This is a genomic window from Kitasatospora sp. DSM 101779 (genome assembly GCF_025655475.1).
In the GTDB taxonomy this organism is placed as follows: domain Bacteria; phylum Actinomycetota; class Actinomycetes; order Streptomycetales; family Streptomycetaceae; genus Kitasatospora.
Map to the genome: position 1 here is coordinate 594,873 of NZ_JAHTIK010000001.1, position 24,200 is coordinate 619,072.

A 24,200-nucleotide genomic window follows, 5' to 3' on the forward strand; every position below is an offset into this window, starting at 1 on the left:
CGGCCGGGGCGGTCTCAGTGACCGGCGAGTTTGACGAGGACCACGGCGAGGCCGATGACCGCGTCGACCGCACCCGCGACGACGGCCGCGAGGGGGCTGCTGCCCATCCGCAGGCCGCCCACGCAGCCCCACACGAACAGCGCGGCCACGCTCACGCCGACCGAGGCCAGCAGTGCCGTGTGCAGCTCCATCAGGCCGACCGCGGAGGCGCCGATCAGCAGCAGCGGACCGACGGCGGAGAGCAGCAACGGGCTGCTGACGAAGAGCATCCTGCGGAGCGTGCGTCCCGAGGCGAGGCGGCGGTGGACGATCCGGTGGGCCTGTTCGTCGGCGACGAGGGTGGCGAGCCAGAGGCCGACGGCCGTCGCGCAGACCGCGAGGGCGGCCTTCCAGGTCGTCAGGTCCTCGACGGCGGAGAGGCCCACCACCACGGCGACCATGGTGATGGTGGCGTAGATGCGCTCCTTGAGCTGCTCGGTGAGCGCGTCGACGCGTTCGGACGGCGTCTCCTCGTCGGCGGTCGCCCTGTCCTCCTCGCTCATGGCACCTGCTCCCTGGGACGGCCCGCCGGTCTCCCGGCCGGCCTGCCGACTGCGGACCTGCCCAGTGTCGGGCCCAAGGGCCGCGCGCCGCGGTTCCCCCACCGCGGACCGGCGGACACCGCCCGGCTGCCGCACCGCGGTGCAGTACGGCACAGTGCGGCGGATCAGCGGCGGAGGCCTGTGAGCAGGGCGTCCAGGCGAGGTCGAAGCGGGCGCGGTGGTCCTCCGGAGTGCCGAGCCCTCCGGCCACGGCGGCGGCCAGGGTCGGATGGGCGGTGAGGTCGGCCTCCGCCGGCTCGTCCGGGTGGCCGGGGGTGGGGGCGGCCTGGGCGAGGCACTGGCCGATCACCAGGGTGGCCACCGAGTTGACGATCCGCAGGGCGACGACGGGGGCGGCGATGCCGGCCCGGCCGAGGAAGGCCGCGGTGTCCTCGACGATCTGCAGTGCCTCCGCGGAACGGGCCGGGCGGGTGGCGACCAGCACGATCACTCCGGGGTGGCGGAGCAGTTCGGCGCGGAAGGCGGTGGCGAACTCCCGCAGGCGTTCGGGCCAGGCCTCGGCGGGGCCGTCGAGTTCGGGGCGGACGGCGGTGACGACCCGTTCGACGAGGTCAAGTGCCGCGTGCAGCAGCTTGTCGCGGCTGAGCCCGGCCCTCCGGGGGGTGGCGGCGTCCCACCGTCGCGGACGGCCTGATCACCGAGATCCGCGGCGTCTCCGACCGCCTCGGTCTGTTCCTCCAGCTCGGCTGGGACTGGCCGACGGCGGACTGACCGGCGACCGCCGCAGGGCCGGACGCCCTGTCGCCCGGGGCCGTCCGGCCCTGCGGGACGCCCCCGGTGGCCCCTGGGCCCAGCGCGGCGGGCGTGCTGACATGGAGGTGGCGGGGGCCTGCCGAGCAGGGAGCAGCTGAACGGGGAGAAGAGGGTGAGAGCCATGCGTGCGGTCATCGTGTACGAGAGTGTCTACGGCAACACGCGCGAAGTGGCCGAGGCCGTTGCGGACGGCGTCCACACGGCGCAGCCGGAGGCGGTCGTGCGGTGCCTGCCGGCTGCCGAGGCCGGACCGGACGTCACCAGGACGGCCGACCTGCTGGTGGTCGGCGGCCCCACCCACATGCACGGCATGACCTCGGCGCTGAGCCGCCGGATGGCGGTCGCCGCGGAGAAGAAGAAGGACCCGGACGGCACCGCGGAGCGGACCGCCGCGGCCGAGGGCAACGGCCCCGGCCTGCGCGGCTGGTTCCACTCGCTGCCCGAGGGCGGGCCGGGGGTGCGCGCCGCCGCCTTCGACACCCGGGCCGACATCAGGGCGAGCGGCGGGGCCGCGAACGGCATCGCCCGCAGGCTGTCGCACCACCACTACGACGTCGTCGCCCGGCCCGAGGGCTTCGTCGTCGAGGACAGCGAAGGGCCCATGCGCGCCGGCGAACTCGAGCGCGCGAAGGCCTGGGGCGCGGCGCTGATCTGACACCACCGCTCTGAGGGCGGCCCGATCCGGCGGCGCCGTCGGACCGCCCGGGAGGCGTCCGTCAGATCCGGTCGAGGCCCAGCATGCGGTGCACGGCCGTGCGAACGGCCGTCTCCGCATGCTGCGGCACCCCCTGCTGCGGCACCGCCGGCGGCGGGGCTGCGGGGTCGGGCGTGCGGTCGAGGATCTCGATGCGCTGGCCGGGTGCGGCCTGCGCGGCGATCCGGTCGCGCTCGCGGGTGTCGGCCGCGAACAGCAGGAGCGGCGACAGCTGCGTCCGGAGCGCGGCGACCCGGCCGGCGACCGGGCAGATCACCGCGTACGGGCGTCCGGAGACGGTGATCGGCACGCCCATCGCGAAGGCCGGTTCGGGGTCGGCGCCGACCGCCGGCCGCAGCCCCGTCTCCCGGCGGACGAAGGCCGCGGCCGAGGGGCGCAGCTGCCGCTGGCGGGTCATCAGGGCCTCGACGGCGGCCCGGTGTCGCTCGGAGTCGGACCGGGCGCGGCGCTGCGCGGTCCCGGCCCGGACGATCGCCTGCCGGCGCTGCGGGGCCGCCCGGTGCTCGGCCTCCCGCAGGGCGAGGTACTGGCGGGTGGTCCAGCGGACGGCGTCCGTGTCCCACTCCGAGTCGACCCGGACGGCGCGGGTGGTGTCGGCGCAGATCGCGGCGACGAACCGGGCCAGCGGCAGCGGGTCGGCCGGCCGCCATTCGCCGTGGCCGGCACAGGGCAGCGGTCCCGGCACCCCGGCGCCGCAGTTCGCGCACTCGCAGAGTTCGCAGTCCGCCCGGTCCTCGCACCACTCGGGGACGAACCGGGCGGGGCCGGCCACGACCTGCACGGGCCCGCCGTCCTCGGGGCGTTCGACCCGGACGGCGGGCACCGCGTCCAGCCACGGGACGGTCCGGCGGTCGGTGAACCAGCAGACCTCGATGCCGTCGGCCCGGTAGCGGGCCGTGCGGCGTTCGACGTCGGCGGTGCTGACGGCCGAGGTCTGCGCCTCCAGGGCGACCCGCCGCCGGCCGTCCGGCGAGGTGGCGAGGACGTCCGCGCGCCAGGAGCCGTCCGGGGCGGCGACCTCGTACGCGGCCTGCCAGCCGGCGGCCCGGGCATGGGCGGCGAGGTCGAGTTTCAGCAGGTGGTGCTGGAGGCCCTCGCCGGCCGCCTTGGCGGCGCAGTGCGGGGCGTGGTCGGCATGCCGCAGGAACCAGAGGTCGTACTGCTGGTGCGGCTTGTGGACGAGGTGCACCGGCCAGGCGCACTCGTAGCATGTCACCGGGGCCGCGGGCCTGGTCCGGTGGACGCCCGACCGGTCCCGGCCGCAGCCTAGGTCGGGCAGGGTGACGTCGATCCGCCCCCACTGCGCGTGCTCCCCGACGAACACCATCAGCGCTCCCTCCGCCCGAGGCCGTCAGCACGGTCGGGCCATGATCACCCGACCGTACGACAGACTGACGGGTCGTCGGTCGACGAACAAGGGCGCACGGCGGAGGCTCCGGGTTCGCGGACCGGCGCGCGGGAGCCGACCGGAGCCGGAAAGCGCCGACCGGCGACCCGTGGAAACGGGCCGCCGGTCGGTGTGCGGTTCGGACGTTGCGGTGCTCAGCCGACGTGGACGCGCGGGCGTCGCGAGCGGTCGGGCTCGGCCTCGCGGAGCACCTCGCGGGTGACCGGGGCGACCTCGCCCTGGCCGAACAGGAAGAACCGCAGGAACTGGGCGAACGGATTGCCCTCCGTCCACTCGAAGTAGATGTGCGGCTGCTGCCCGGTGACGTTTCGCACGTACAGCAGCAGGGCGGCCAGTGCGTTCGGGATCGAGGAGTGCTCCAGAGTGAGGATGCGGTACCGGTCGTGCAACACCTCGCCGCGCACCCGCAGCTCCGCCTCGAAGTCGGACGGGTCGCGGACGGTGACCTCGACGAACAGCAGGTCGTCCTCGGGGGCGATGCCGTTGTCCGCCCGGATCTGGGTGGTCTTGTCGCGGTACTCGGCGAGGTCCCGGTTGCTCGGCTCGTTGGCGATGATCCGGATCCCCCGGTGCGCGCAGTCGCGGACGAACCGCTCGGCGACCGGGTCGAGGACGACGTCGGTGACGCGCAGTTCGAAGGCGCGGGCGAGCCGCGAGGCCAGCGAGATGAGGATGATGCCGGCGATGAAGCAGGCACCGATCTTCACACCGTCCGGGCGCTCGGCGATGTTGAGGGCCGTGGTGTAGAGGAAGACTGCGGCGATCACCGCGAAGCCGATCGTCCAGCCGCGCTGGTGGGCCCGGCGGGCGGCGATGGTCACCGCGATCGCGGCCGAGCTGATCAGCACCAGGACGCCGGTCGCGTAGGCGCCGCCCTGCGCGTCCACGTCCGCGTCGAAGATCCAGGTGACCAGGAAGGCCACGCCGGTCAGCACCAGGACGGTCGGGCGGACGGCCCGCGCCCAGTGCGGGGCCATGCCGTAGCGCGGCAGGTAGCGCGGCAGCAGGTTCAGCAGGCCGGCCATCGCCGAGGCGCCCGCGAACCACAGGATGGCGATGGTGGAGACGTCGTACACGGTGCCGAACGCGCTGCCCAGGTACTCGTGGGCGAGGTAGGCGAGCGCACGGCCGTTGGCCTCGCCGCCGGGCCGGAACTGGTCCGCCGGGATCAGCAGGGTGGTGATGAAGCTGGTGGTGATCAGGAAGACGCTCATGATCACGGCGGCCGTGGTGAGCAGCTTGTGGGTGCCGTGGATCCGGCCGACCGGCTTCTGCTCGGTGTCACCGTCCCCGCCCTTGACGTGCGGCATCACGGCGACACCGGTCTCGAAGCCGGACAGGCCGAGGGCGAGCTTGGGGAAGACGATCAGCGAGACGCCGATCATGGCGACCACGTTGCCGTGCTCGGCGGTCAGCGCGTGCGACCAGTCGGCGACCACGTGCGGGGCGGTCACCACGTGCCACAGGCCGGTCGCCACGACGACGACGTTCAGCACCAGGTAGATGCCGACCAGGCCCACGGCCAGGCCGATCGCCTCGCTGAAGCCCTTGAGGAAGACGGCGCCGAGCAGCGCGATCAGGAAGAGCGTGATCAGCACCTGGCGGCCGTGCAGGGCGCTCGTCAGGTGCGGGTTCTCCACCAGGTGGGCCGTGGCGTCCGCGGCGGAGAGGGTGATGGTGATGAGGAAGTCCGTGGCCGCGAAGCCGAGCAGGACGAGGACGAACAGCTTGCCCTGCCAGAAGCTCAGCAGCCGCTCCAGCATGGCGATCGAGCCCTCGCCGTGCGGACTCTCCTTCGCCACCCGGCGGTACACCGGCAGGGCGCCGCACAGGGTCACCACGACCAGCACGATGGTGGCCACCGGCGACAGCAGGCCGGCCGCGAGGGCCGCGATGCCGGGCTGGTAGCCCAGGGTGGAGAAGTAGTCCAGACCGGTCAGGCACATCACCCGCCACCAGCGCTGTCCGTGCTCCTGGGGCGCCTGGGCGTGCGGCCCGGGGTGCTGCTTGGCCCGGTCCGACAGCCCCTCCAGCAGCCACGCCCGCAGCCGGCTTGATGCCGCGGGTGAAGGGGGGACCGGCGGGGATGTTGTGGCCACGACTGACTCCGTCGAGAGTGCAAAACGATCAAGCCGCCCGGTGGGCGGCCTCGCCAGACTAGACAGGCGACTCGTCGGCCTCTTTCGCCATCGCGTACAACACCGGCACCCCGTCCTGGCACTACCGGTTGTGTCGGCCAACGGTTCGAGGACACTCGACGACCGGGTGGCCGACCCCGCCCGGCGCGCGCCCGAGCCGCCCTCGACCGCCCTCGACCGCCCTGCCCACCGGGCGAAACCGCACGTCGTCGCAGGTCCGAGCGGTGCGGGAGCCGCCATCCGCGCGGCCGGAGGACACCCGGGCGGCCACGGCGGGCCCACCTCCCGAGCCCGGCCGGAGCGGTCACCGCCGGTGGCGCGGTGCCCCCGGCCACACCGGGGGCCGCAGCGGCCGGTGGACGAATCTTGACGGATCTTTAACGCCTCCGCGGGCGCGCTCCCACCCTGCAGGACCTGGCGGCCGGCCTCACGGCCCGGCCGCCGGGTGCACCCGCAGCAGCACGGTGTCCGTCACCCGGTCCGGTCCGCCAGCCGGGTGCGCCGGCCCTTCGGGTGGCAGCTCGCGTCGCACCGCTCCCCCGCCCCCACCCAGCCCCCGTCACGCCGGGTATCCGATCTCCGCCAGATCCTCCCCCAGCTCCTCGAGGTCCACCTCCGGATTCAGGGCCGCCACCACGGCCCGGGTGAGCGGGCGGTGACCGAAGACGTGCCGGACGGCCCCGAGGTCGACCTCGGTCTCGAAGTACTCCTCGGCCCACGCCCGGTAGGCCTCGGGGGTACCGTCGGCCAGCAGGTGGAACAGGTCCTCGCCCCCTGACGGCGCGGCCGTGACCTGCCAGGCCACGTCCTCGGCCCGCCGCCACAGGCACACCGTGGCGATCGGCGAGCCGTCGTGGGCGGCGAAGGCCGGCTCGTCCACGAAGAAGCGGAACACCTCGGGGATCTGCGCCAGCAGGTGCGGCGCATGGGGCACGGCTCGGTCGAAGCCCCGGGCGCAGGCACCGGCCGGCGAGAACACCATGAACCAGTCGGAGCCGCTGCCGTCACGCATGGAGGCCATCTCCTCGCCCTCCCCCCAGTGGGCGTCGAAGGAGTGGTACCGCGACTCCCAGTCCGGGCTGAGGACGGCATCGAGCACGGCCATCGCCCGGCAGCGGTCGCGGACGGCGGTGATGTCGGGAAGGCGGTTCGCAAGCGTGTGCACGGGCACATTGAACCCGTTCCCGAGGCCCGGCAGGCTCTTCTCCGCCAAGTTCCGTGACGCGTCCGTGTCCGGAGGACGGCGCGCCCGCTGTGCGGGGCCCAGGCCTGCTAACGGCCGCGTTCGGCGCCGCCGTTGACCTGGACGACCTGGGCGGTGATCTGGCAGGCGGTCGGGGAGGCGCGCCAGTGGACCGTCCGGGCGACGTCCTCGGGCAGGCCGGGACGGCCGGTGCGGGTCTGCGCGACGAGCGTGCGCTCGCGTTCGGCCGCGATGCCGGCGCCGAAGAACCCGGTGCCGGCGGTGCAGCCGGGTGCGACGACGTTCACCGTGATGCCGCGCGGCCCGAGCTCCGCCGCCAGGTCGTAGGCCTAGGGTGCAGGGCGGCCTTGGCGCCGCCGTACGAGCCGTTGCCGGAGCCGCACACGGCCGCGATGGAGCTGATCGGCACCACCCGGCCGCCCGGGGTGGCCAGCCGTTCCTTGAGGCCCTCGGTGAGCAGCACCGCCGTCAGGGTGTTGGCCCGGATGTTCGCCTCCCAGTGCCGGGCGGGGTCGGCGGCGACGGCCAGGGCGGGCGGCGCAGCGGGGTGGGCCGCCGCGAGTCCGGCGGCCGCCCCGCCGAGGACCTCGGCCCGGCGTCCGGTCAGGACGACCTGGTCGCCGGAGCCCGCGAACTCCTCGGCCACCGCGTACCCGTTGCCGGTGCCACCACCGCTGACCGCCACGACGCGCGCCACGGCCCCGCCCCCGATGTGTTCACGACTTGTTCCGGGACCCGGCCCAGCCGACGCGGCGTCAGCTGTCAAGCGGTCGGCGGTCAGGTCACTGCCCGGCGACCGGCCGGTAGGTGCAGACGTTGACGCCGGTGCCGCTGGTGACGGTGGAGACGAGTTCGAGGGTGCGCTTGGCACCGTCGGCCGGGAAGATCGACTTGCCGCCGCCGAGGAGCACCGGCATGACGATGAGCTTGAGTTCGTCGACCAGGCCCTCCGCGATCAGCGTGCGGGCGAGGGTCGGGCTGCCCATGACGAGCAGGTCGCCGCCCTCGGCCTTGTGCAGGCCGGCGATCCGGGAGACGGCCTCGGCGCCGGGGAGGAGCGTGGTGTTCGCCCACGTCAGGTCGGACCCGCCGAGCGTCGTGCTGACCACGTACTTGGGGATGGCGTTCATCCGGTCGGCGAACGGGTCGCCCGCGCGGTCGGGCCAGGCGGCGGCCATGGTCTGCCAGGTGCGGCGGCCGAAGAGCAGGGCGTCCGCGGTGCTCAGCGCCCCGTCGAAGGCGCCGCCCACCACCTCGGGGTCGAAGAAGGGGTGCGACCAGCCGCCGTGGGCGAAGCCGCCGTCGGTGTCCTCCTGGGGGCCGCCGGGCGCCTGCACGACGCCGTCCAGGCTCATGAACTCGCTGACCACGATGCGCACGGTGCTCGATCCTCCACGTGGGTCGGGACGTGGCCGGAGAGCGCCCGACCGCTCCGGCATCATGGCACCCGGCGCCGACAACGCGCAGGACCCGGTCGGCCGTCGGGTCGCCGTGCCGCAGCGGGGGTTTACTCCCCGTCGACAGCGGCGGAACCGGTCCGGGCCGCGTCAGCCGTACCAGGACGCCTCGGTCGGCCGGGCCCGCCGGGGTACCTCCCGCTCGGGCATCGGGACGCGGACGTCGCCGGCGACCAGTGCGCAGGTCGGGATTCCGGTGAACACGCCGGGCAGGGCGATCCGGACCTCGACGTGCCGGGGCGGCCCGGTCGGCAGTACGGCGATCAGCGTCCGCTCCTCGGGATGGTGCCCGTGCACCCGCTCGAACGCCACCTCGTGCCCGTTCACCAGGACCTCCAGCTCCCGGACCCCGCCCAGACGGACGCCCGCGGTCACCGAACAGCCGGCGTACTCGCAGTGGAAGTGGTACTCGCGGCCCATGTCCGCCTCCCGATGCTCCGGGCGGTGTCGCACCCGTCCCTCCATCCTGACACCCGACCGGCCGGTGCGGCAGGGCGGGCGGTCGCGGGCCCGGACGGCGGCCGCCCCTACTCCGGACGGCGGAGTCCGCTCCCCCGGAGGGAGCAGCGGCCGTGACCGATCGGGTGTCACGCCGTTGGCCGCGCGGAGCACCGTTCGGGGCACACCACCGTTCAAGGAGAGACCCATGCGACAGTACGTCCGGACCGCCGTCGTCGGCGCCCTGCTGGGGGCGAGCGCACTGACCGCCGTGCCGGCGGGGGCGGCCGGGAACACCGCGTACCCGGAGCCGTCGAAGCAGGAGCACCTGTACGCGGTGCCGGTGGCGGGCATCGCCGATGTCGGCGACCTCACCAAGCTGGCGCTGCTCGGCCACGACTTCGCCGGGCTGCTCGGCCACTGAGCCGCCCGGGGGGCCGCCGGGCCGAGCCGGCTCAGAGGTCGAGGACGACGTCCCGGTCGGGGCGTGCGCAGCAGATCAGCGCGTTCCCGGGGGCGGGGGCCTCGACCGGGTCGGGCCGGTACGTGACGGCGCCGTCGAGCAGGCGGGTCTCGCAGGTGCGGCAGACACCGGTGCGGCAGGACCAGCGGACGGCGACGTCGCAGGCCTCGGCGAGTTCCAGCAGGGTGCCGTACTCGTCCTTCCACGGGACGGTGAGGCCGCTGCGGGTGAAGGCCACGGCGGGTCCGTCGCCGGGGGTGCCGGAAGGCGGGTGCGGGGCGGGGGCCTCGCCGGCGGCGGCGATGCCGGGCGTGAGGCCGGCGGCGGTGCCGAAGAGCTCGGTGCGGATCCGGTCGGGCCCGAGGCCCGCCGCGGTGAGCGCCGTGGTGAGGTCGGCCATGAACGCGGCGGGGCCGCAGAGGTAGGCGTCGGCGTCGGCCGGCAGGCCGAGGGCGGCGACGAGTTCCGCGCCGAGCCGGCCGCGGTCGGTGTAGTGGGTGCCCTGCCGGTCCTGCGGGCGGGGGCGGCTGTAGCAGATCCGGGTGTGCGAGCGGGGCAGCCGGGCGAGCAGGTGGCGGGCCTCCGCCGCGAACGGGTGCTCGGCGCCGTCACGGGCGCCGTGCAGCCACCACACCGGGCGGGTGGGAGAGGTCTCGGCGAGGGCGTGCAGCATGGCGAGGACGGGGGTGACTCCCACGCCCGCGGAGGCGAGCACGACCGGGGTGCGGCCGGGGGCGAGCGTGAAGGCACCGCGGGGTGCGGCGGTCTGTAGGGTGTCGCCGGTCCGCAGGCTGCCGTGGATCCAGGCGCTGGCGGTGCCGTGGGCCTCCCGTTTGACGCTGATCCGGTACCGCTGGGCGCCGGGCGGTCCGGAGAGCGAGTAGCTGCGCAGCAGGGCGGGTCGTCCGGGGTCGGGGGCGAGCCGGACGGTGAGGTACTGGCCGGGGGCGGCGGCCGGCAGCGGGGCGCCGTCGGGGTCGGCGAGCCAGATCGAGAGGGTGCTGCGGCTCTCGATGGCGGTGGCGGCGACGGTGAGCGGGCGGAAGCCGTCCCAGGCGGGCCGCGGGTCGCTGCCGTCGGGGTTGAGGCCGGGGTTGCCGGCGGCGCCGTCGGCCTGCCGGAGGAGGGCGCGGAAGGAGCCCTGCCAGCCGGGGCTGAGGGCGGGGATGCGCAGCGCCGCGGCGATCCGCGTCCGCGGCCGTTCGGGCAGGTAGAGCAGGCCGTCGGCCTCGGCGACGGTCATCCGCTCGGGCCCGTCGGCGATCTTGACGATCTCCTGTCCGGCCTCGACCTCGCCCTCGGTGAGGACGCGCAGGTAGAAGCCCGGTCGGCGGTGGGTGACCAGCAGGGCGGGCATCCGGGGCTCGTCCATGCGCAGGCCGACCCGGTAGCAGGTGACCCGCGGCTGGGTGACCTCGAAGACGGCGCCGCCGATCCGGTAGCGGTCGCCGATGCAGACCTCGTCGTCGGGCAGGCCCTCCACGGTGAAGTTCTCGCCGAACTGACCGTGGGTGAGGTCGTCCCGGCCGAGGACCTGCTGCCAGTGCCGGTAGGAGTCGAGCTGGTAGACCATCACGGCGCGCATCTCGCCGCCGTGGCCGGCGAGGTCGCCCTGGCCGTCGCCGTCGAGGTTGAGCCGGCGGGCGGTGCAGGGGCCGGTGACGGGGTGCTTCCAGATCCCGGTGCGGACGGTGCGGCCCTGCCAGTGGACGTCCTTCGGCAGGCCGACGTTGACGGAGATCAGTCTGGCCACGGGTGCTCCGCCCCTCGTCACGGACGCTCGAAGAGTTGCAGGACACCGCCGACGGAGAAGCAGAGGGCGCCGGTGAGCGTGCCCCAGTTGGCGATGTCGGCGTTGACCAGGCTGCCGGTGGAGGGCTTGGTGAAGGCGGCGAGCGCGGAGACCATGAACAGCACCGAGCCCAGTTGGTTGACCGCCACGATCCACCAGCCGAGGTCCCGCGGCAGCAGGCGCGGCCTGCCGTGGCAGACCTCGACGAGGCCGAGGTGCCCGGAGATCAGGAACAGCACGCAGCCGATCACGTCGGGCGTCCAGATCAGCCGGTTGACCTGCTGGACGCTGAGGCCTTGCAGGAAGGAGTCCAGCAGGTTGACGGCGAAGACCAGGGTGCCGGCGAACAGGACGAAGGCGCTCAGCCAGTCGACCCGGACCGGCTCGTAGCGCCACCACCGCCAGCGGCGGGTGACCAGGCTGCCCTGGCCGCCGGGAACGTGGCGCGGTGCGTTGATCACCTGGAGCAGGGTGACGTAGCCGCCGGTGTTGAAGCACAGGCCGCCGGTGAAGTAGATGACGGCGCTGGTGGTGGCGTCGCCGGAGCCGAACTGCGCGACGGCGGCGCCGGCCGCGAAGAGCGCCCCGCCGAGCACGAAGGCGAGGGAGGCGATGGTGTTGAGCCTGCGCAGCCGGGCGACGGAGACCTCGTCCGCCCTGCTGTGCCGGGTGCCGGCGGCGCCGGGCGCCCGGACGGCGAGCAGGCCGCGGCGCCGGGCGGGACGCGACTCCCAGACGGCGGTGCCGCCGTCGGGGAGCACCCAGGTGACGCGGGTGGTGAACGGTCCGGCGCCCTCGGCGCGCGGCGCGGCGGGCGCGGGCCGCCCGGCGGGATCGGGCCGTCCGGGCCGGTCGGTCGGCGCCGACTGCTCGGGCTGTTCCGACTGCTCGGGCTGCTCGGGCTGTTCCACGGGCCGAGCGTAGTCCGGGGTGCGGGGCGCGCCGACGGCGCAACGCCGGGGCGTCAGGGGGTGACGTTCGCGAATCCCGGGTCGGGTGCGGAGAGGCGCCCGAGCAGTTCGGTGAACACCGTCGGATCGCCGTCGAGGGTGGCGCGGCCCCGCTCGGCGAGCCGCTCCAGGGATTGCGTGCCGAGCAGCACGGCCCGCAGGTCCGACTCGTCCGGGGTGAGGTCGAGCCGGGCGGGCGGGGCCGCCGGGTCGGGCCCGCGGACGTGGGTGAGGACGCCGTTGTGCAGGCGCACCGTGACGGGCGGGCGGTCGGCGCCGAGGTGGAGGCGGAGCGTGAGGTCGGCGTGCCAGCTGCGCGGGCCGTCGATCCGGATGGCGAGCGAGTCGAGAAGCTGGTCGAGGCTGAGGGCGGCGACCAGGTCGGGCGAGTCGGCCGTGGTGGGGGTGCCGACCGGCCCGTGCCGGAGTTCGTGGGCACCGGTGAGGTAGAAGCTCCGCCAGGTGCCGTTCTCGCTGCCGTAGCCGAGCTGTTCCAGCGCGTCGGCCTGCAGCCGGCGGGCCTCGGCGTTGCCGGCGGCGTACGACTCGCGGGCGCGCCGCAGCACCTTGGGTCCGGGGCCATGGCGCGTCCTTCCGTGCGGTCCTCGGGTGCGATGGACCCGCGGACCGGACCCCGGCGCGACACGATCGCTGCCACCGTCCTCCCGCCCCGGGCGCACCGCCATCGGGCTCGGCCGAACGGAGCAGGCTCCCGCGCCGGAGTTGCCACCGGCGCGGGCACGTGCCCGTAGCCCCGGACGGCACATCGGCCCGGCGCGGGGTGCGGCGGCGCGGCTGAGTACGGGTACTCAGGTCCGTTGCGGCCCGGCTTGGCAGGATGGCCCGGTCCGGCCCTTCGGCGACCCGCAGGACGCTCCGCCGGCGGTCGAGGCGCACGGCCCGTAGCCGGCGGGCGGCTGCACCGCGCCGAGGCCTCGGACCTGGCGGCGCCCGGACGGCGTGTGGCGTCGGGCGTCACGGGGCGGCACTAGGCTGCACGGAGATCATGGGGGCGCAGGGGGAGGAACGGCATGGGCACCGACGGGGGCACGGCTCGGGTGCGCGACGCACTGCTGGCGCTGCGCGGGACGGACGGCGTCGAACTGCTCGACGGGTTCTCCGACGAGGAGATGGACGGCTGGCCCGTCGAGGTACCGGAGGCCGTACGGACGGTGCTCCGCGCGGTCGGCGGCGTCCGCGCGGACGACGAGGAGCACGAGTTCGGGCCGCGCCGGCTGCGGCCGTCCTCGTTCGGCGGGGGCCGCTGGGAGGTCGGCAGCCACCTCGCCACCGAGCACACGGTGTACGTCGCGGTCGGCGGGCCGGGCGCCGCCGACTGGGGGCCGGTGGTGGCCGTCCGGCCGTTCGACGATCCGGAGGCCGTGGTCGAGGCCGCCCGCTTCGCCGACTGGCTGCAGGCCCTGGCGGTGCGGCTCACCGACCCGGACGCCGACGGGCTGCTCCGCCGGCCGAGCGCAGCGGTCACCGCGGTGCCCAGCGTGGCCGCCGCCGAGGGCCCGGACGCCGAGCTCGCCGCCCTGGTCGGCCCGGGCGACCAGCTCGCCGACGTCGCGGACCTCCGCGACCTGCCCGCACTCCCCTGCCGGATCGACTTCGAGCCCTACTACACCTTCGCCCACAACACCGCCGACACCGGCAGCAGCGAGCTGCAGGTCGAGATGCTGGGCGGCGGCCGGGCGCTGCTGGTGCGCTCCGTCGTCTGCGGCGACTTCCTGGGCCGGCCGGTGCGCCGCCGCACCGTCCCCGCCGACGCCGCCCGGCGGGCGGTCGCCGAGCTGCGGGCCCTCGCCGCCGAGCACCCGGCGTCGGTCGCGCTCGAACCCGGCTGCACCGACGCCGAGATGGACGGCTGGCCCGTCCCCGTGCCGCCGGAGGTGCGGACGGTGCTGCGCGCGATCGGCTCCGTCGCGGTGGCCGGGCTGCCGGTCCTGCGGCTGCTGCCCGGCGGCGCGGGGAACGAGGTCGACCCGGACGTGCACCGGATGCTCGGCGGCGACGGCAGCTACTGGCCGATCGCCCGTGTGACGTACGGGCCGCACCACGCGATCGCCCAGATCCGGATCGACCCCGGGACCGGCGCGTGGGGCTACGCCGTGTCGGTGTCCGGTGAGGCGCGGCTGCTGCGCGAGTACCCCGAGGTGACGCTGCTCGGCGAGTCGCTCGCGGACCTCCTGCTGACGGTGGCCCGGATCGCCCGGAAGGCGGCCGGTGCCCCGGAGTTCGCCCGGGCCGCGGCGACGGCCGCGCCCTGGTTCTTCCCCAACACCGGTGAGGCCTGGATCCTCCCGGAGCCGGTCGGCGACTGGTCCGGCTCGGAGGACGCCCTCCGTGCGGCGGCCGCCGCACTGCCGGACGGCAGCTTCGCGGGCGACCTGCGGGCCGCACCGGCACCGGGCGACCTCTGCTTCTACCGTGCCGACGACTGGCCGTACCGGGCCCGCCTCGACCGGCTGGTCTTCCTCGGCGCCGGCCGGGTCGCCGCGGCCGTTCCGGAAGCGACGGCCTCCTGACGGAAGGTCACCGACGAGCGGGCGGCGGCGCATCTGACCACCGGTCACCACCGGTGCTGCGTCCGCCTGGTGGACGTGCCTTGCCCGGCGGTTGATCGGCTCGGCAGGATGACCGCCATGGCCTCCCACGCGTACCTGTGCCGTCGACTGCACGTCGACCTGGCGTACGCCTGCTCGGCGGCCTGTCACCGCGCCGCCTGACCGCGAGCCCCGCCCCGGAGACGGCTCCCGGGCCGACCGCGGACGTTCCCCGGCGCGCCCGCCCGACCCCCGGGCCCTCCGCCCCCCTGCTCCGCACCGCCCTGCCGGGCCTGCGCGCCGTCCGGGCGGGCGTGCCGCAGCCCTGCACGCCACCTCCTGGACGGAGCCCTCAGCCATGCGCCTCGCGCTGCCCGCCCGCGCCGCCGTGATCGCCGCGGCCACCCTGCTCGCCCTGACCGCCGCCACGCCCCCCGCCGACGGTGCCGCCGACGGTTTCGGGCCGCTGCCGCCGCACAACCCGTACGCGGGTCCCGACGGCACCGCCACCATGCACGGGGACACCGGTTCCTCGGACGCCACCCCGCTGCCCGGCCCCGGCGCCGGGCCGCTCACCTCCCGCCGGGTCGCCCTCGCCTCGGCCTGCCCGACCGTGCTGGTCGGCTCCGACGGGTACCCGGTCGCCCTCTGCACGCCGATCCTCGGCCAGATGCCGACCGTCCACCTGCTCGACCCGGCCACCGGCGACCCGATCGCCGAACTCGCCGTCGCCAAGGGCTCACTGCTCGGCGGCGTGTACGCCTACCTGGACCAGCTGGACCGCCTGGTGCTGGTGGACGGCGAGCGTTCGCTGCTGCGGATCGGCCACCGGCGCACCGCCGCGGGCGGCCCGGAGCTGTACGTCGCGAGCTCGCTCCCGCTGGCCGGCGCCGTCCCGGAGGGCGACTCGGTCACCGGGGTCTCCCCCGACTGGCAGGGCCGGGTCTGGTTCGCCACCGCCGGCGGGGTCGTCGGCACCGCGGACGAGCGCACCGGCCGGGTCCGCAGCGTCTCCCTGCCGGCCGGCGAGCGGATCGCCAACTCGATCTCCACCGCGCCGGGCGGCACCGCCGTCGCCACCGACCACGCCACCTACCTGCTGACAGCCGACGCGGACGGCACCCCGCGGATCGCCTGGCGGCAGCCGTACGACCGCGGGCCCGGCCGCAAGCCCGGCCAGCTCAGCCCGGGCACCGGCTCCACCCCGACCTTCTTCGGACCGGCGACCGGCACCGACTACCTCACCGTGGTGGACAACGCGGCCCCGACGGTGAACCTGCTGGTGTACCGCGCCTCGACCGGCGCCCCGGTCTGCTCCGTTCCGGTGCTGCGAGCGGGCGGCAGCGGCAGCGAGAACTCCCCCGTCGCCGCCGGGAACTCCGTCTTCGTCGCCTCCACGTACGGCTACCCCTACCCGAAGCTGCCGGAGGGGGCCGGCGCCTCGGTGCCCGCCTCGGGCGACTTCACCGGCGGCCTCTCCCGGGTCGACGTACGGGCGGACGGCTCCGGCTGCGACCTGGTGTGGGACAACCGGACCCGGTCCGCCGCGGTGCCGCGGCTGTCGACCGCCGACGGGCTGATCCGCACCGTCCTGCGGCAGCCCGTGATCCCCTTCACCACCGCCACCTCGCTGCTCGACCCCTACTACTACGCCGAGATCGACCCGGCGACCGGCAGCACGGTCCGCACCCGGTACCTCGGCGCCGGCTTCCTCTACGACACCCTCCAGATGGTCGGCTCGATCGCCCCCGGCGGCGTCGTCTACCAGGGCACCGTCACCGGAGTCCTCCGCGTCGCCAACGGCTGACCTCCCGCCGATCAGGGGTCGCCCGGACGTTCCGGGCGGCCCCTCCTGCATGTCACGGCCGGCCGGGCTGGCGTTGGTGGCACAGAGTGTGTTCTATTAGGGGAACTGAGTTCCCTCTCTGTGGATCGTGTTCCGCCAACGGCTGCGGGACGGACTGGAGCACCCGAACCATGAGCAACTCCTTCGATCTGTTCCGCACGACCGAGGAGCACGACATGCTCCGTGACGCGGTGCGGTCGCTGGCCGAGGCGAAGATCGCCCCGTTCGCGGCCGAGGTCGACGAGCAGGGCCGTTTCCCGAGCGAGGCGCTGGAGGCGCTGCAGGGCAACGACCTGCACGCGGTGCACGTGCCCGAGGAGTACGGCGGCGCCGGCGCCGACGCGCTGGCCACCGTGATCGTGATCGAGGAGGTCGCCCGGGTCTGCGCCTCCTCCTCGCTGATCCCCGCGGTCAACAAGCTCGGCTCGCTGCCGGTGCAACTGTCCGGCTCGGAGGAGCTGAAGGCCAAGTACCTCGGCGCGCTGGCCCGCGGCGAGGGCATGTTCTCCTACTGCCTGTCCGAGCCGGAGGCCGGCTCCGACGCGGCCGGCATGAAGACCCGCGCGGTCCGCGACGGCGACTTCTGGGTCCTCAACGGCGTCAAGCGGTGGATCACCAACGCCGGCGTCTCCGAGTTCTACACCGTCATGGCCGTCACCGACCCGGAGAAGCGCTCCAGGGGCATCTCCGCGTTCGTGGTCGAGAAGGGCGACGAGGGCGTCTCCTTCGGCGCCCCGGAGAAGAAGCTCGGCATCAAGGGCTCGCCGACCCGCGAGGTCTACTTCGACAACGTGCGGATCCCCGCCGACCGGATGATCGGCGCCGAGGGCACCGGCTTCGCCACCGCGATGAAGACCCTCGACCACACCCGGGTCACCATCGCCGCCCAGGCGATCGGCATCGCCCAGGGCGCCCTCGACTACGCCAAGGGCTACGTCCAGGAGCGCAAGCAGTTCGGCAAGGCCATCGCCGAGTTCCAGGGCGTGCAGTTCATGCTCGCCGACATGGCGATGAAGCTGGAGGCCGCCCGCCAGCTCACGTACGCCGCCGCCGCGAAGTCCCAGCGCACCGACGGCGACCTGACCTTCTTCGGGGCCGCCGCCAAGTGCTTCGCCTCCGACGTCGCGATGGAGATCACCACCGACGCCGTCCAGCTGCTCGGCGGCTACGGCTACACCCGCGACTACCCGGTCGAGCGGATGATGCGCGACGCCAAGATCACCCAGATCTACGAGGGCACCAACCAGGTCCAGCGCATCGTCATGGCCCGCAACCTCCCGTAACCACCCACCGTCAGACCACCGAAGGAAGGAGCAGGCACCGTGACCCTGAAGATCGTTGTCTGTGTGAAGTACGTGCCCGACGCGACCGGTGACCGTCGCTTCGCGGACGACACCACCACCGACCGGGAGGGCGTGGACGGCCTCCTGTCGGAGCTGGACGAGTACGGCGTGGAGCAGGCGCTGCGGATCGCGGAGGCCTCCGGTGACGCCGAGGTGACGGTGCTGACCGTCGGTCCGGACGACGCGAAGGACGCGCTGCGCAAGGCCCTGTCGATGGGTGCGGACAAGGCCGTGCACGTCAACGACGAGGACATCCACGGCTCGGACGTGATCGGTACCTCGGCGGTGCTGGCGAAGGCGCTGGAGAACACCGGGTTCGACCTGGTGGTGTGCGGCATGGCCTCCACCGACGGCACGATGGGCGTGCTGCCGGCGCTGCTCGCCGAGCGTCTGGGCGTGCCGCAGGTGACCCTGCTGTCCGAAGTGTCGGTCGAGGGCGGTGTGGTCAAGGGCCGCCGCGACGGCGACGCGGCGACCGAGCAGGTCGAGGCCGCGCTGCCGGCCGTCGTGTCGGTCACCGACCAGTCCGGCGAGGCCCGCTACCCGTCCTTCAAGGGCATCATGGCCGCGAAGAAGAAGCCGGTCGCCGAGCTCGACCTGGACGACCTGGGCATCGACGCCGACGAGGTCGGCCTGGCCGGCTCCTGGACCAAGGTCGCGGACATCACCGCCCGCCCGGCCCGTACCGCCGGCACCGTCGTCAAGGACGAGGGCGAGGGCGGCAAGCAGCTCGCCGCCTACCTCGCCGAGCAGAAGTTCATCTGAGCCCACGCCCAACGCGCGCATCCAACGAACGATCAGGAGCAACGAATCATGGCTGAGATCCTGGTTCTCGTGGACCACGCCGACGGCGTGGTCCGCAAGCCGGCCCTCGAACTGCTGACCCTGGCCCGCCGGATCGGCGAGCCCTCCGCCGTCGTCCTCGGTGCCGGTGCGGCCGCTGCCGACATCGCCGCCAAGGCCGCCGAGTACGGCGCCGCCAAGGTCTACACCGCCGACGCCGACGAGTTCACCTCCCAGCTCGTCGTCCCGAAGGTCGACGCCCTCACCCAGATCGCCAAGGCCGCCGGCGCCGCCGCCGTCCTGGTCACCTCCTCCGGCGAGGGCAAGGAGGTCGCCGCCCGCGTCGCGCTGCGGCTGGGCTCCGGCATCATCACCGACGCCGTCGACCTCGAGGCCGGCGACGGCGGCCCCGTCGCCACCCAGTCGGTGTTCGCCGCCTCGTTCCAGGTCAAGTCGACCGTGACCACCGGCACCCCGGTGATCACCGTCAAGCCGAACGCCGCCGCCCCGGAGCCGGCCCCGGCCGCCGGCACCGTCGAGCCGGTCACCGTCGCCTTCACCGGCAACGCCGCCACCGTCACCGCCCGCACCCCGCGCGTCGCCTCCGGCCGCCCCGAGCTGACCGAGGCCGCGATCGTGGTCTCCGGCGGCCGCGGCGTCGGCGCCGCCGAGGGCTTCGCCGTCGTCGAGGACCTCGCCGACGCGCTCGGCGCGGCCGTCGGCGCCTCCCGCGCCGCCGTCGACGCCGGCTGGTACCCGCACACCAACCAGGTCGGCCAGACCGGCAAGCAGGTCTCCCCGCAGCTGTACGTCGCCGCGGGCATCTCCGGCGCCATCCAGCACCGCGCCGGCATGCAGACCTCGAAGACCATCGTCGCCGTCAACAAGGACCCCGAGGCGCCGATCTTCGAACTCGTCGACTACGGCGTCGTCGGCGACCTCTTCACCGTCCTGCCCCAGCTCACCGCCGAGGCCAAGGGCCGCTGACCCGACAGCGGCCCGGTCCGCCGGGTCGCGAGGGGCCGCACGCTGAGAAGCCCGGCCGGGACTCCCCGGCCGGGCTTCTCAGCGTCTTCCGCGTCTTCCGCGTCTTCCACCTCTTCGGTCGGTACGCGTCGTCGTCGTGGAGGGTTTCGCGTCCCGCCCCGGCGAGGTCGTGCCCTGAGTGCGGTGTCAGTCGCGCTGGAGGCTGGCCTCGACGTCCCTGACGACGCGCCACATCGGGGTACGGCGCTTGGCGATGACGACCACCACGTCGTCCTCGTCCTCCTCGACGGCCGGCTGGGCCTGCGGCTTGGCGGGCCAGGCGTTGCGGACGTACTCGAGGGCGCGGTCCACCTCGGCCTCGGCGTCGCCCTGCCCGTTGGCGCGTAGCCAGGAGCGCAGGCCGTGGTTGTGCGCGGCGACCACGGCCGCGGCGACGACGTCGGCCCGCAGGGTGCCGTCCTTGCGGGCGGCGAACCGGCCGCGCAGGTAGTCGGCGAGGGTGCGCTCGTACCGCCAGACGACGGAGAGTTCGTAGGCGCGCAGGCCCGGGACCTTCCGGGTGAGGCGGTAGCGCTGCACCGAGAAGGTGGGGTTCTCGGCGTACATCCGCAGGACGAGCCGGGCGGCGTCGCAGACCTTGAGGACGGGGTCGTCGGTGTCCGCGCTCTCCTGCAGGAAGGCCGTCATGTCGGCCAGGCACTGCTCGTGGTCGGGGAAGACCACGTCCTCCTTGGAGGGGAAGTAGCGGAAGAAGGAGCGGCGGCCGACCCCGGCCAGGCCGACGATGTCGTCGATGGTGGTCTGCTCGTAGCCCCGGTCGAGGAAGAGCTGGAAGGCGGCCGCGATCAGGGAGTCGCGCATCGCGGGCTTCCCGGTGGCGGCCGCGGTCTCTCCCTCGGTCTTCTGCGGGTTGCTCATGCCGTGAACCTAGCACCAATCACGCAAGAGGGCACTCAGTGCACTGTGTCGACGGTACTCGGTGTTGCACATCACCCTGCGGCGCCGTCGATCCGCCGGACGGCGCCGAGGACGTCCAGCATCAGGTCCGGGTCCGCACCGTCCGGGGCGTGCACCGACAGCCGGGTGACGACGCCCGTGTACCGGCGGTGGATCTCCCGGGCCGCCGCAGCCGGCTCGCCCGCCACGGCGAAGGCGTCGAACACCTCGTCGTCGATCAGCTCGCCCATCTCCTGCCAGCGGCCGCGGACGGAGAGCGGGTGCAGCTCGTCGTGCAGGGCGCCCCAGCCGTGCGCCTCCAGCACCGGGCGGTAGGCCGGCGTGGAGGCGTAGAAGGCGATCCGCTCGCGGACCCCGCGGACGTTGGCGACCAGCTCCTCCTCGGTGCGCCCGGTGGCGGTGAGCACCGAGCCGACCACCTCGAACGGGCGGGCGGTCCACGGCTCGGCGCCGGCTTCCGCCTTGGCGCGGGCGGCGTGCACGGCGGGCAGCACCGTCCCGGTGAGGTGCTGCACCGAGCTGAAGGGGTGGCAGATCAGGCCGTCCGCGACGGCGCCCGCCGCCCGGGTCATCAGCGGGCCGACGCCGGCCAGCAGGATCGGCGGGGTACCTGCCTCGACCGGCTCCGGCGCGAACACCGGGGTCATCAGGGTGTGGCTGTAGAAGTCGCCGCGGAAGGCCAGGCGTTCGCCGGTCTGCCAGCTGTGCCAGATCGCCCGGACGGCGGCCACGTACTCCGTCATCCGGGCGGCCGGGCTGCCCCAGGGCATGCCGAAGCGGCGCACCACGTGCGGCTTCACCTGGGAGCCGAGGCCCACCACGGCCCGGCCGCCGGACGCCTCGTGCACGCCCCATGCCTCGTAGGCGAGGGTCATCGGGGTGCGGGCGAAGGCGATGGCCACGCCGGTGGCGAGTTCGATCGACTCCGTGCGGTCGGCCGCCCGGGCCAGCTGGAGGAACGGGTCGTAGGAGGTCTCGGAGAGGGTGAAGCGGTCGATGCCGCGGCGCTCGGCCGCCACGGCCGCGGCCGGGACGCCGGCCGGCCTGCAGGTGGCGGTCGCCTCCAGGCGGAGCGGGGCGGGGATCTCGGGCATGGGCTTCTCCTCCGTGGGACACCGGCCGGCCGGGCGTGGTCCCGGCCGGCCGGTCTCCATGATGACGGGCGCAGGTGCTCCCGTTCACGAGCGCGGGTGGTCTCGTTCACGAGCGCGGCTGGTCCCAGTCAGGGGCGCGGGGAACTGCGCAGTCCGGGATTGGGCATCGCTGCGCAGTAGGGCCGAGCCCTGGTCCGCACAGCACCCCGCATCCCCATGGGGCGGTTCTCCCCCGACCTCGGCCGGGAGGTGCCCCCACGCGCCGCCCCTGGTGTTCGGCCCCGCCCGGCGACCTCAGGGGGCCGCGGCGTAGCCGGCGGGGCGGGTGGTGAAGGTGCCCCGGCCCTGGGTGCGGCTGCGGAGGCGGGTCGCGTAGCCGAACAGTTCGGCGAGCGGCACGGTGGCGGTGACCTGGGCCGTGCCGGCCCGGACGGTCTGTCCGGTGACCCGTCCGCGGCGGGCCGCGAGGTCGCCGATCACCGCGCCGACGGCGTCGTCGGGTGCGGTGGCGGTGACGTCGACCACCGGTTCGAGCAGGGTCATCCGGGCGGCGCGCAGCGCCTCCCGGAGGCCGAGCCGCCCGGCGGTGCGGAACGCCGTCTCGGAGGAGTCCTTGACGTGCGTGGCGCCGTCCGTGAGCGTGACCCGCAGGCCGGTGACCTGGTGGCCGCCGAGCGGGCCCTCGGCAAGGGCGTCGCGGCAGCCGGCCTCGACCGCCTGGACGTACTCGCGCGGGACGCGTCCGCCGGTGACGGTGGATCGGAACTCGAAGCGGTTCGATCCGGCGTCCCCGCCCGTGCCGGGCTGCGGGTCCGGCCCCAGCGGTTCCACGTCGAGGACGACGTGGGCGAACTGGCCGGCGCCGCCCTCCTGCTTGACGTGCCGGTAGACCAGCCCGGTGACGCCCTCGGTGACGGTCTCCCGGTAGGAGACCTGGGGGCGGCCGACGGCGACCTCCGGGCCGCCCGCGCGGCGGATCTTCTCCACGGCGACCTCCAGGTGGAGTTCCCCCATGCCGGACAGCAGGACCTGTCCGGTTTCGGGGTCGGTGCGGACGGTGAGCGACGGGTCCTCCTCGACGAGCCGGGCGAGCGCGGTGGCCAGCCGTTCGGTGTCGGCGCTGCGGCGTGCCTCGACGGCCACCGAGACGACCGGGTCGGCGGTGGTCGGGGGTTCGAGGACGAGCGGTGCCGTGGGGGTGCAGAGGGTGGCGCCCGCCCGGGTCGTCTTCGGTCCGATGACGGCGACGATGTCGCCGGCCGCGGCGCGGTCGGTCTCGGCATGCCGGTCGGCCTGGACGTGCACGATGCGGGCGATCCGCTCGGTGCGGCCGGTTGCGGTGTCGAGCACGGTGTCCCCCTTCGTGACGGTTCCGGAGTAGACGCGGAGGTAGGTGAGGCGGCCGGTGGCCGTGGCGTTGACCTTGAAGGCGAGGGCAGCGAACGGCGCCGCCGGGTCGGCGGGGCGGTGCTGTTCGGTGCCGTCCAGGGTGCCGCGGACGGCCGGCACGTCCAGTGGGGACGGCAGGTAGTCCACGACGGCCTGGAGCAGCGGTTCGATGCCGCGGTTGCGGTAGGCGGAGCCGCAGAGCACCACGACGGCCTCGCCGGTGCGGGTGAGGTCGCGCAGGGCCGCGGCGAGGCTCTCGGCGGAGAGCGTGCCGCGGGTGCAGAACTCCTCCAGGGCGGCCGGGTGGAGTTCGGCGACCGCCTCCTCGAGGGCGCGGCGGCGCCGCTCGGCCTCGTCGCGGAGCGCCTCGGGCACGGGGCCCTCCTCGCAGCCGTCGCGGCCGTCGGTCCACACCTGGGCGCGCATCCGGAGCAGGTCGACGACGCCGGTGAAGCCGTCCTCGCGGCCGATCGGCAGTTGCACCGCCAACGGGTTCGGGTGGAGCCGGTCCCGGACGGAGGCGACCGCGGTGTCGAGGTCGGCGCCGGCGCGGTCCAGCTTGTTGACGAAGGCGATCCGGGGCACGCCGTGCCGGTCGGCCTGCCGCCACACCGCCTCGCTCTGCGGTTCGACGCCCGCCACGGCGTCGAAGACGGCGACGGCGCCGTCGAGGACGCGCAGCGAGCGTTCGACCTCGTCGAAGAAGTCGACGTGGCCGGGGGTGTCGATCAGGTTGATCCGGTGGCCGTCCCAGGAGCAGCTGACGGCGGCGGCGAAGATGGTGATGCCGCGATCGCGTTCCTGCGGGTCGAAGTCGGTGACGGTGGTGCCCTCGTGGACCTCGCCGCGCCGGTGGACGGCGCCGGTGAGGTACAGCACCCGCTCGGTGACGGTGGTCTTGCCGGCGTCGACGTGGGCGAGGATGCCCAGGTTTCGGACGTGTGCCGGCAGGCCGGCGGGGCGGGTGGCGGCAGGGGTGGTGACGGTAGGTCGGTTCAGGTCGGTGCGCACGGCCCGGTGCCTTTCGCTGGTTCGGGATGTCTGGGCGGCGCGATTTCCGGACGGTGCGGAGCGGTCCCCGTGCCCCGGTCGGGCGGCTGCGTGTCGGCGCGGCGTCGGCCGCGGTCGTGCCGGCCCTGCCGGGGAGTCCGGCGGGCGGGCGCAGGGTGGGACGGGGGCGGAGCGGGGCTCAGGCGTTCGTCACGGACCTCCGGTGCGGGCCGCGCAGCCTGCACCGGGTCGACGGAGACACCAGGATCACCTCGTAGCGCGAGGAGGGGACGACGGCGGCGGTGCGGTTGCGCACGGCTCGGCTCCCCTCGACTCGTCGTG

The 24,200-nt window shown here is 74.6% G+C and carries 19 protein-coding genes and 2 pseudogenes; 7 read left to right on the forward strand and 14 right to left on the reverse strand.

Features of this window, described 5'->3' with window-relative positions:
* Positions 1 to 14: 14 nt before the first annotated feature.
* Positions 15 to 542 (reverse strand): hypothetical protein, encoded by a 528-nt coding sequence (locus KSNIM_RS02845; RefSeq protein WP_263101609.1) that lies wholly within the window; start codon positions 540 to 542, stop codon positions 15 to 17.
* A 307-nt stretch (positions 543 to 849) separates the two neighbouring features.
* A pseudogene (locus KSNIM_RS39345) lies at positions 850 to 1,173 on the reverse strand (TetR/AcrR family transcriptional regulator C-terminal domain-containing protein); the annotation flags it as partial.
* Between the two features lie 303 nt (positions 1,174 to 1,476).
* On the opposite strand from KSNIM_RS39345, the gene KSNIM_RS02850 reads away from it, so the two are divergent.
* Positions 1,477 to 2,010, forward strand: coding sequence for a flavodoxin family protein (locus KSNIM_RS02850; RefSeq protein WP_263101610.1), 534 nt, complete (start codon positions 1,477 to 1,479; stop codon positions 2,008 to 2,010).
* A 61-nt stretch (positions 2,011 to 2,071) separates the two neighbouring features.
* On the opposite strand, the gene KSNIM_RS02855 is transcribed toward KSNIM_RS02850, so the two are convergent.
* The 6 genes and pseudogenes from KSNIM_RS02855 to KSNIM_RS02880 all read right to left on the reverse strand — a co-directional run bounded on the left by KSNIM_RS02855 (position 2,072) and on the right by KSNIM_RS02880 (position 8,730).
* The gene (locus KSNIM_RS02855) at positions 2,072 to 3,397 is read right to left on the reverse strand and encodes a competence protein CoiA (RefSeq protein ID WP_263101611.1); all 1,326 of its coding nucleotides are present in this window, start codon (positions 3,395 to 3,397) and stop codon (positions 2,072 to 2,074) included.
* A 215-nt stretch (positions 3,398 to 3,612) separates the two neighbouring features.
* A complete protein-coding gene (locus tag KSNIM_RS02860) occupies positions 3,613 to 5,577 on the reverse strand; it encodes an amino acid transporter (RefSeq protein ID WP_263101612.1) in 1,965 nt (654 codons plus the stop codon).
* Between the two features lie 598 nt (positions 5,578 to 6,175).
* A complete protein-coding gene (locus KSNIM_RS02865) occupies positions 6,176 to 6,781 on the reverse strand; it encodes a hypothetical protein (protein WP_317633985.1) in 606 nt (201 codons plus the stop codon).
* A gap of 107 nt (positions 6,782 to 6,888) precedes the next feature.
* Positions 6,889 to 7,517: pseudogene (locus KSNIM_RS02870) on the reverse strand (SDR family oxidoreductase).
* A gap of 85 nt (positions 7,518 to 7,602) precedes the next feature.
* Positions 7,603 to 8,199, reverse strand: coding sequence for a dihydrofolate reductase family protein (locus KSNIM_RS02875; protein ID WP_263101614.1), 597 nt, complete (start codon positions 8,197 to 8,199; stop codon positions 7,603 to 7,605).
* A gap of 168 nt (positions 8,200 to 8,367) precedes the next feature.
* Positions 8,368 to 8,730: a hypothetical protein gene (locus KSNIM_RS02880; RefSeq protein ID WP_263101615.1), complete on the reverse strand. Its 363-nt coding sequence runs from the start codon at positions 8,728 to 8,730 to the stop codon at positions 8,368 to 8,370.
* Positions 8,731 to 8,923: 193 nt separating this feature from the next.
* Here KSNIM_RS02880 and KSNIM_RS02885 point away from each other — a divergent pair, with 193 nt between their 5' ends.
* On the forward strand, positions 8,924 to 9,139 hold the full coding sequence (locus tag KSNIM_RS02885) for a hypothetical protein (RefSeq protein WP_263101616.1): 216 nt from the start codon (positions 8,924 to 8,926) through the stop codon (positions 9,137 to 9,139).
* Positions 9,140 to 9,170: 31 nt separating this feature from the next.
* Here the strand turns inward: KSNIM_RS02885 and KSNIM_RS02890 are convergent, their stop codons facing one another.
* From KSNIM_RS02890 to KSNIM_RS02900, 3 genes are all read right to left on the reverse strand, one after another.
* Entirely contained in the window at positions 9,171 to 10,931 is a 1,761-nt protein-coding gene (locus KSNIM_RS02890) for an MOSC and FAD-binding oxidoreductase domain-containing protein (RefSeq protein WP_263101617.1), read from the reverse strand.
* Positions 10,932 to 10,948: 17 nt separating this feature from the next.
* Entirely contained in the window at positions 10,949 to 11,731 is a 783-nt protein-coding gene (locus tag KSNIM_RS02895) for a hypothetical protein (protein ID WP_263107808.1), read from the reverse strand.
* 203 nt (positions 11,732 to 11,934) lie between these two features.
* Positions 11,935 to 12,486 carry an alkyl sulfatase C-terminal domain-containing protein gene (locus KSNIM_RS02900; RefSeq protein ID WP_263101618.1) on the reverse strand — a complete coding sequence of 184 codons (552 nt, stop codon included), beginning with the start codon at positions 12,484 to 12,486 and terminating at the stop codon, positions 11,935 to 11,937.
* 465 nt (positions 12,487 to 12,951) lie between these two features.
* On the opposite strand from KSNIM_RS02900, the gene KSNIM_RS02905 reads away from it, so the two are divergent.
* The 5 genes from KSNIM_RS02905 to KSNIM_RS02925 all read left to right on the forward strand — a co-directional run bounded on the left by KSNIM_RS02905 (position 12,952) and on the right by KSNIM_RS02925 (position 19,428).
* Positions 12,952 to 14,451 (forward strand): hypothetical protein, encoded by a 1,500-nt coding sequence (locus tag KSNIM_RS02905; protein ID WP_263101619.1) that lies wholly within the window; start codon positions 12,952 to 12,954, stop codon positions 14,449 to 14,451.
* A gap of 376 nt (positions 14,452 to 14,827) precedes the next feature.
* Positions 14,828 to 16,276 (forward strand): hypothetical protein, encoded by a 1,449-nt coding sequence (locus KSNIM_RS02910; RefSeq protein ID WP_263101620.1) that lies wholly within the window; start codon positions 14,828 to 14,830, stop codon positions 16,274 to 16,276.
* Positions 16,277 to 16,446: 170 nt separating this feature from the next.
* Positions 16,447 to 17,598 carry an acyl-CoA dehydrogenase family protein gene (locus tag KSNIM_RS02915; RefSeq protein ID WP_263101621.1) on the forward strand — a complete coding sequence of 384 codons (1,152 nt, stop codon included), beginning with the start codon at positions 16,447 to 16,449 and terminating at the stop codon, positions 17,596 to 17,598.
* A 39-nt stretch (positions 17,599 to 17,637) separates the two neighbouring features.
* Positions 17,638 to 18,423, forward strand: coding sequence for an electron transfer flavoprotein subunit beta/FixA family protein (locus KSNIM_RS02920; RefSeq protein ID WP_411543648.1), 786 nt, complete (start codon positions 17,638 to 17,640; stop codon positions 18,421 to 18,423).
* A gap of 48 nt (positions 18,424 to 18,471) precedes the next feature.
* Complete coding sequence (locus KSNIM_RS02925) at positions 18,472 to 19,428, forward strand: electron transfer flavoprotein subunit alpha/FixB family protein (protein ID WP_263101622.1); 957 nt, start codon at positions 18,472 to 18,474, stop codon at positions 19,426 to 19,428.
* 186 nt (positions 19,429 to 19,614) lie between these two features.
* On the opposite strand, the gene KSNIM_RS02930 is transcribed toward KSNIM_RS02925, so the two are convergent.
* From KSNIM_RS02930 to fusA, 3 genes are all read right to left on the reverse strand, one after another.
* Positions 19,615 to 20,289, reverse strand: coding sequence for a TetR/AcrR family transcriptional regulator (locus KSNIM_RS02930; protein ID WP_263107810.1), 675 nt, complete (start codon positions 20,287 to 20,289; stop codon positions 19,615 to 19,617).
* Positions 20,290 to 20,417: 128 nt separating this feature from the next.
* On the reverse strand, positions 20,418 to 21,479 hold the full coding sequence (locus tag KSNIM_RS02935) for a TIGR03617 family F420-dependent LLM class oxidoreductase (RefSeq protein WP_263101623.1): 1,062 nt from the start codon (positions 21,477 to 21,479) through the stop codon (positions 20,418 to 20,420).
* Positions 21,480 to 21,773: 294 nt separating this feature from the next.
* On the reverse strand, positions 21,774 to 23,819 hold the full coding sequence (gene fusA, locus KSNIM_RS02940; protein ID WP_263107811.1) for an elongation factor G: 2,046 nt from the start codon (positions 23,817 to 23,819) through the stop codon (positions 21,774 to 21,776).
* Positions 23,820 to 24,200 lie beyond the last annotated feature (381 nt).

Bases quoted from the DNA above. Each gene is read 5' to 3' on its own strand.
- KSNIM_RS02935 (WP_263101623.1), bottom strand. From the start codon at position 21,479: ATGCCCGAGATCCCCGCCCCGCTCCGCCTGGAGGCGACCGCCACCTGC.
- KSNIM_RS02845 (WP_263101609.1), bottom strand. From the start codon at position 542: ATGAGCGAGGAGGACAGGGCGACCGCCGACGAGGAGACGCCGTCCGAA.
- KSNIM_RS02885 (WP_263101616.1), top strand. From the start codon at position 8,924: ATGCGACAGTACGTCCGGACCGCCGTCGTCGGCGCCCTGCTGGGGGCG.
- KSNIM_RS02850 (WP_263101610.1), top strand. From the start codon at position 1,477: ATGCGTGCGGTCATCGTGTACGAGAGTGTCTACGGCAACACGCGCGAA.
- KSNIM_RS02915 (WP_263101621.1), top strand. From the start codon at position 16,447: ATGAGCAACTCCTTCGATCTGTTCCGCACGACCGAGGAGCACGACATG.
- KSNIM_RS02930 (WP_263107810.1), bottom strand. From the start codon at position 20,289: ATGCGCGACTCCCTGATCGCGGCCGCCTTCCAGCTCTTCCTCGACCGG.
- KSNIM_RS02905 (WP_263101619.1), top strand. From the start codon at position 12,952: ATGGGCACCGACGGGGGCACGGCTCGGGTGCGCGACGCACTGCTGGCG.
- KSNIM_RS02925 (WP_263101622.1), top strand. From the start codon at position 18,472: ATGGCTGAGATCCTGGTTCTCGTGGACCACGCCGACGGCGTGGTCCGC.
- KSNIM_RS02910 (WP_263101620.1), top strand. From the start codon at position 14,828: ATGCGCCTCGCGCTGCCCGCCCGCGCCGCCGTGATCGCCGCGGCCACC.
- KSNIM_RS02855 (WP_263101611.1), bottom strand. From the start codon at position 3,397: ATGGTGTTCGTCGGGGAGCACGCGCAGTGGGGGCGGATCGACGTCACC.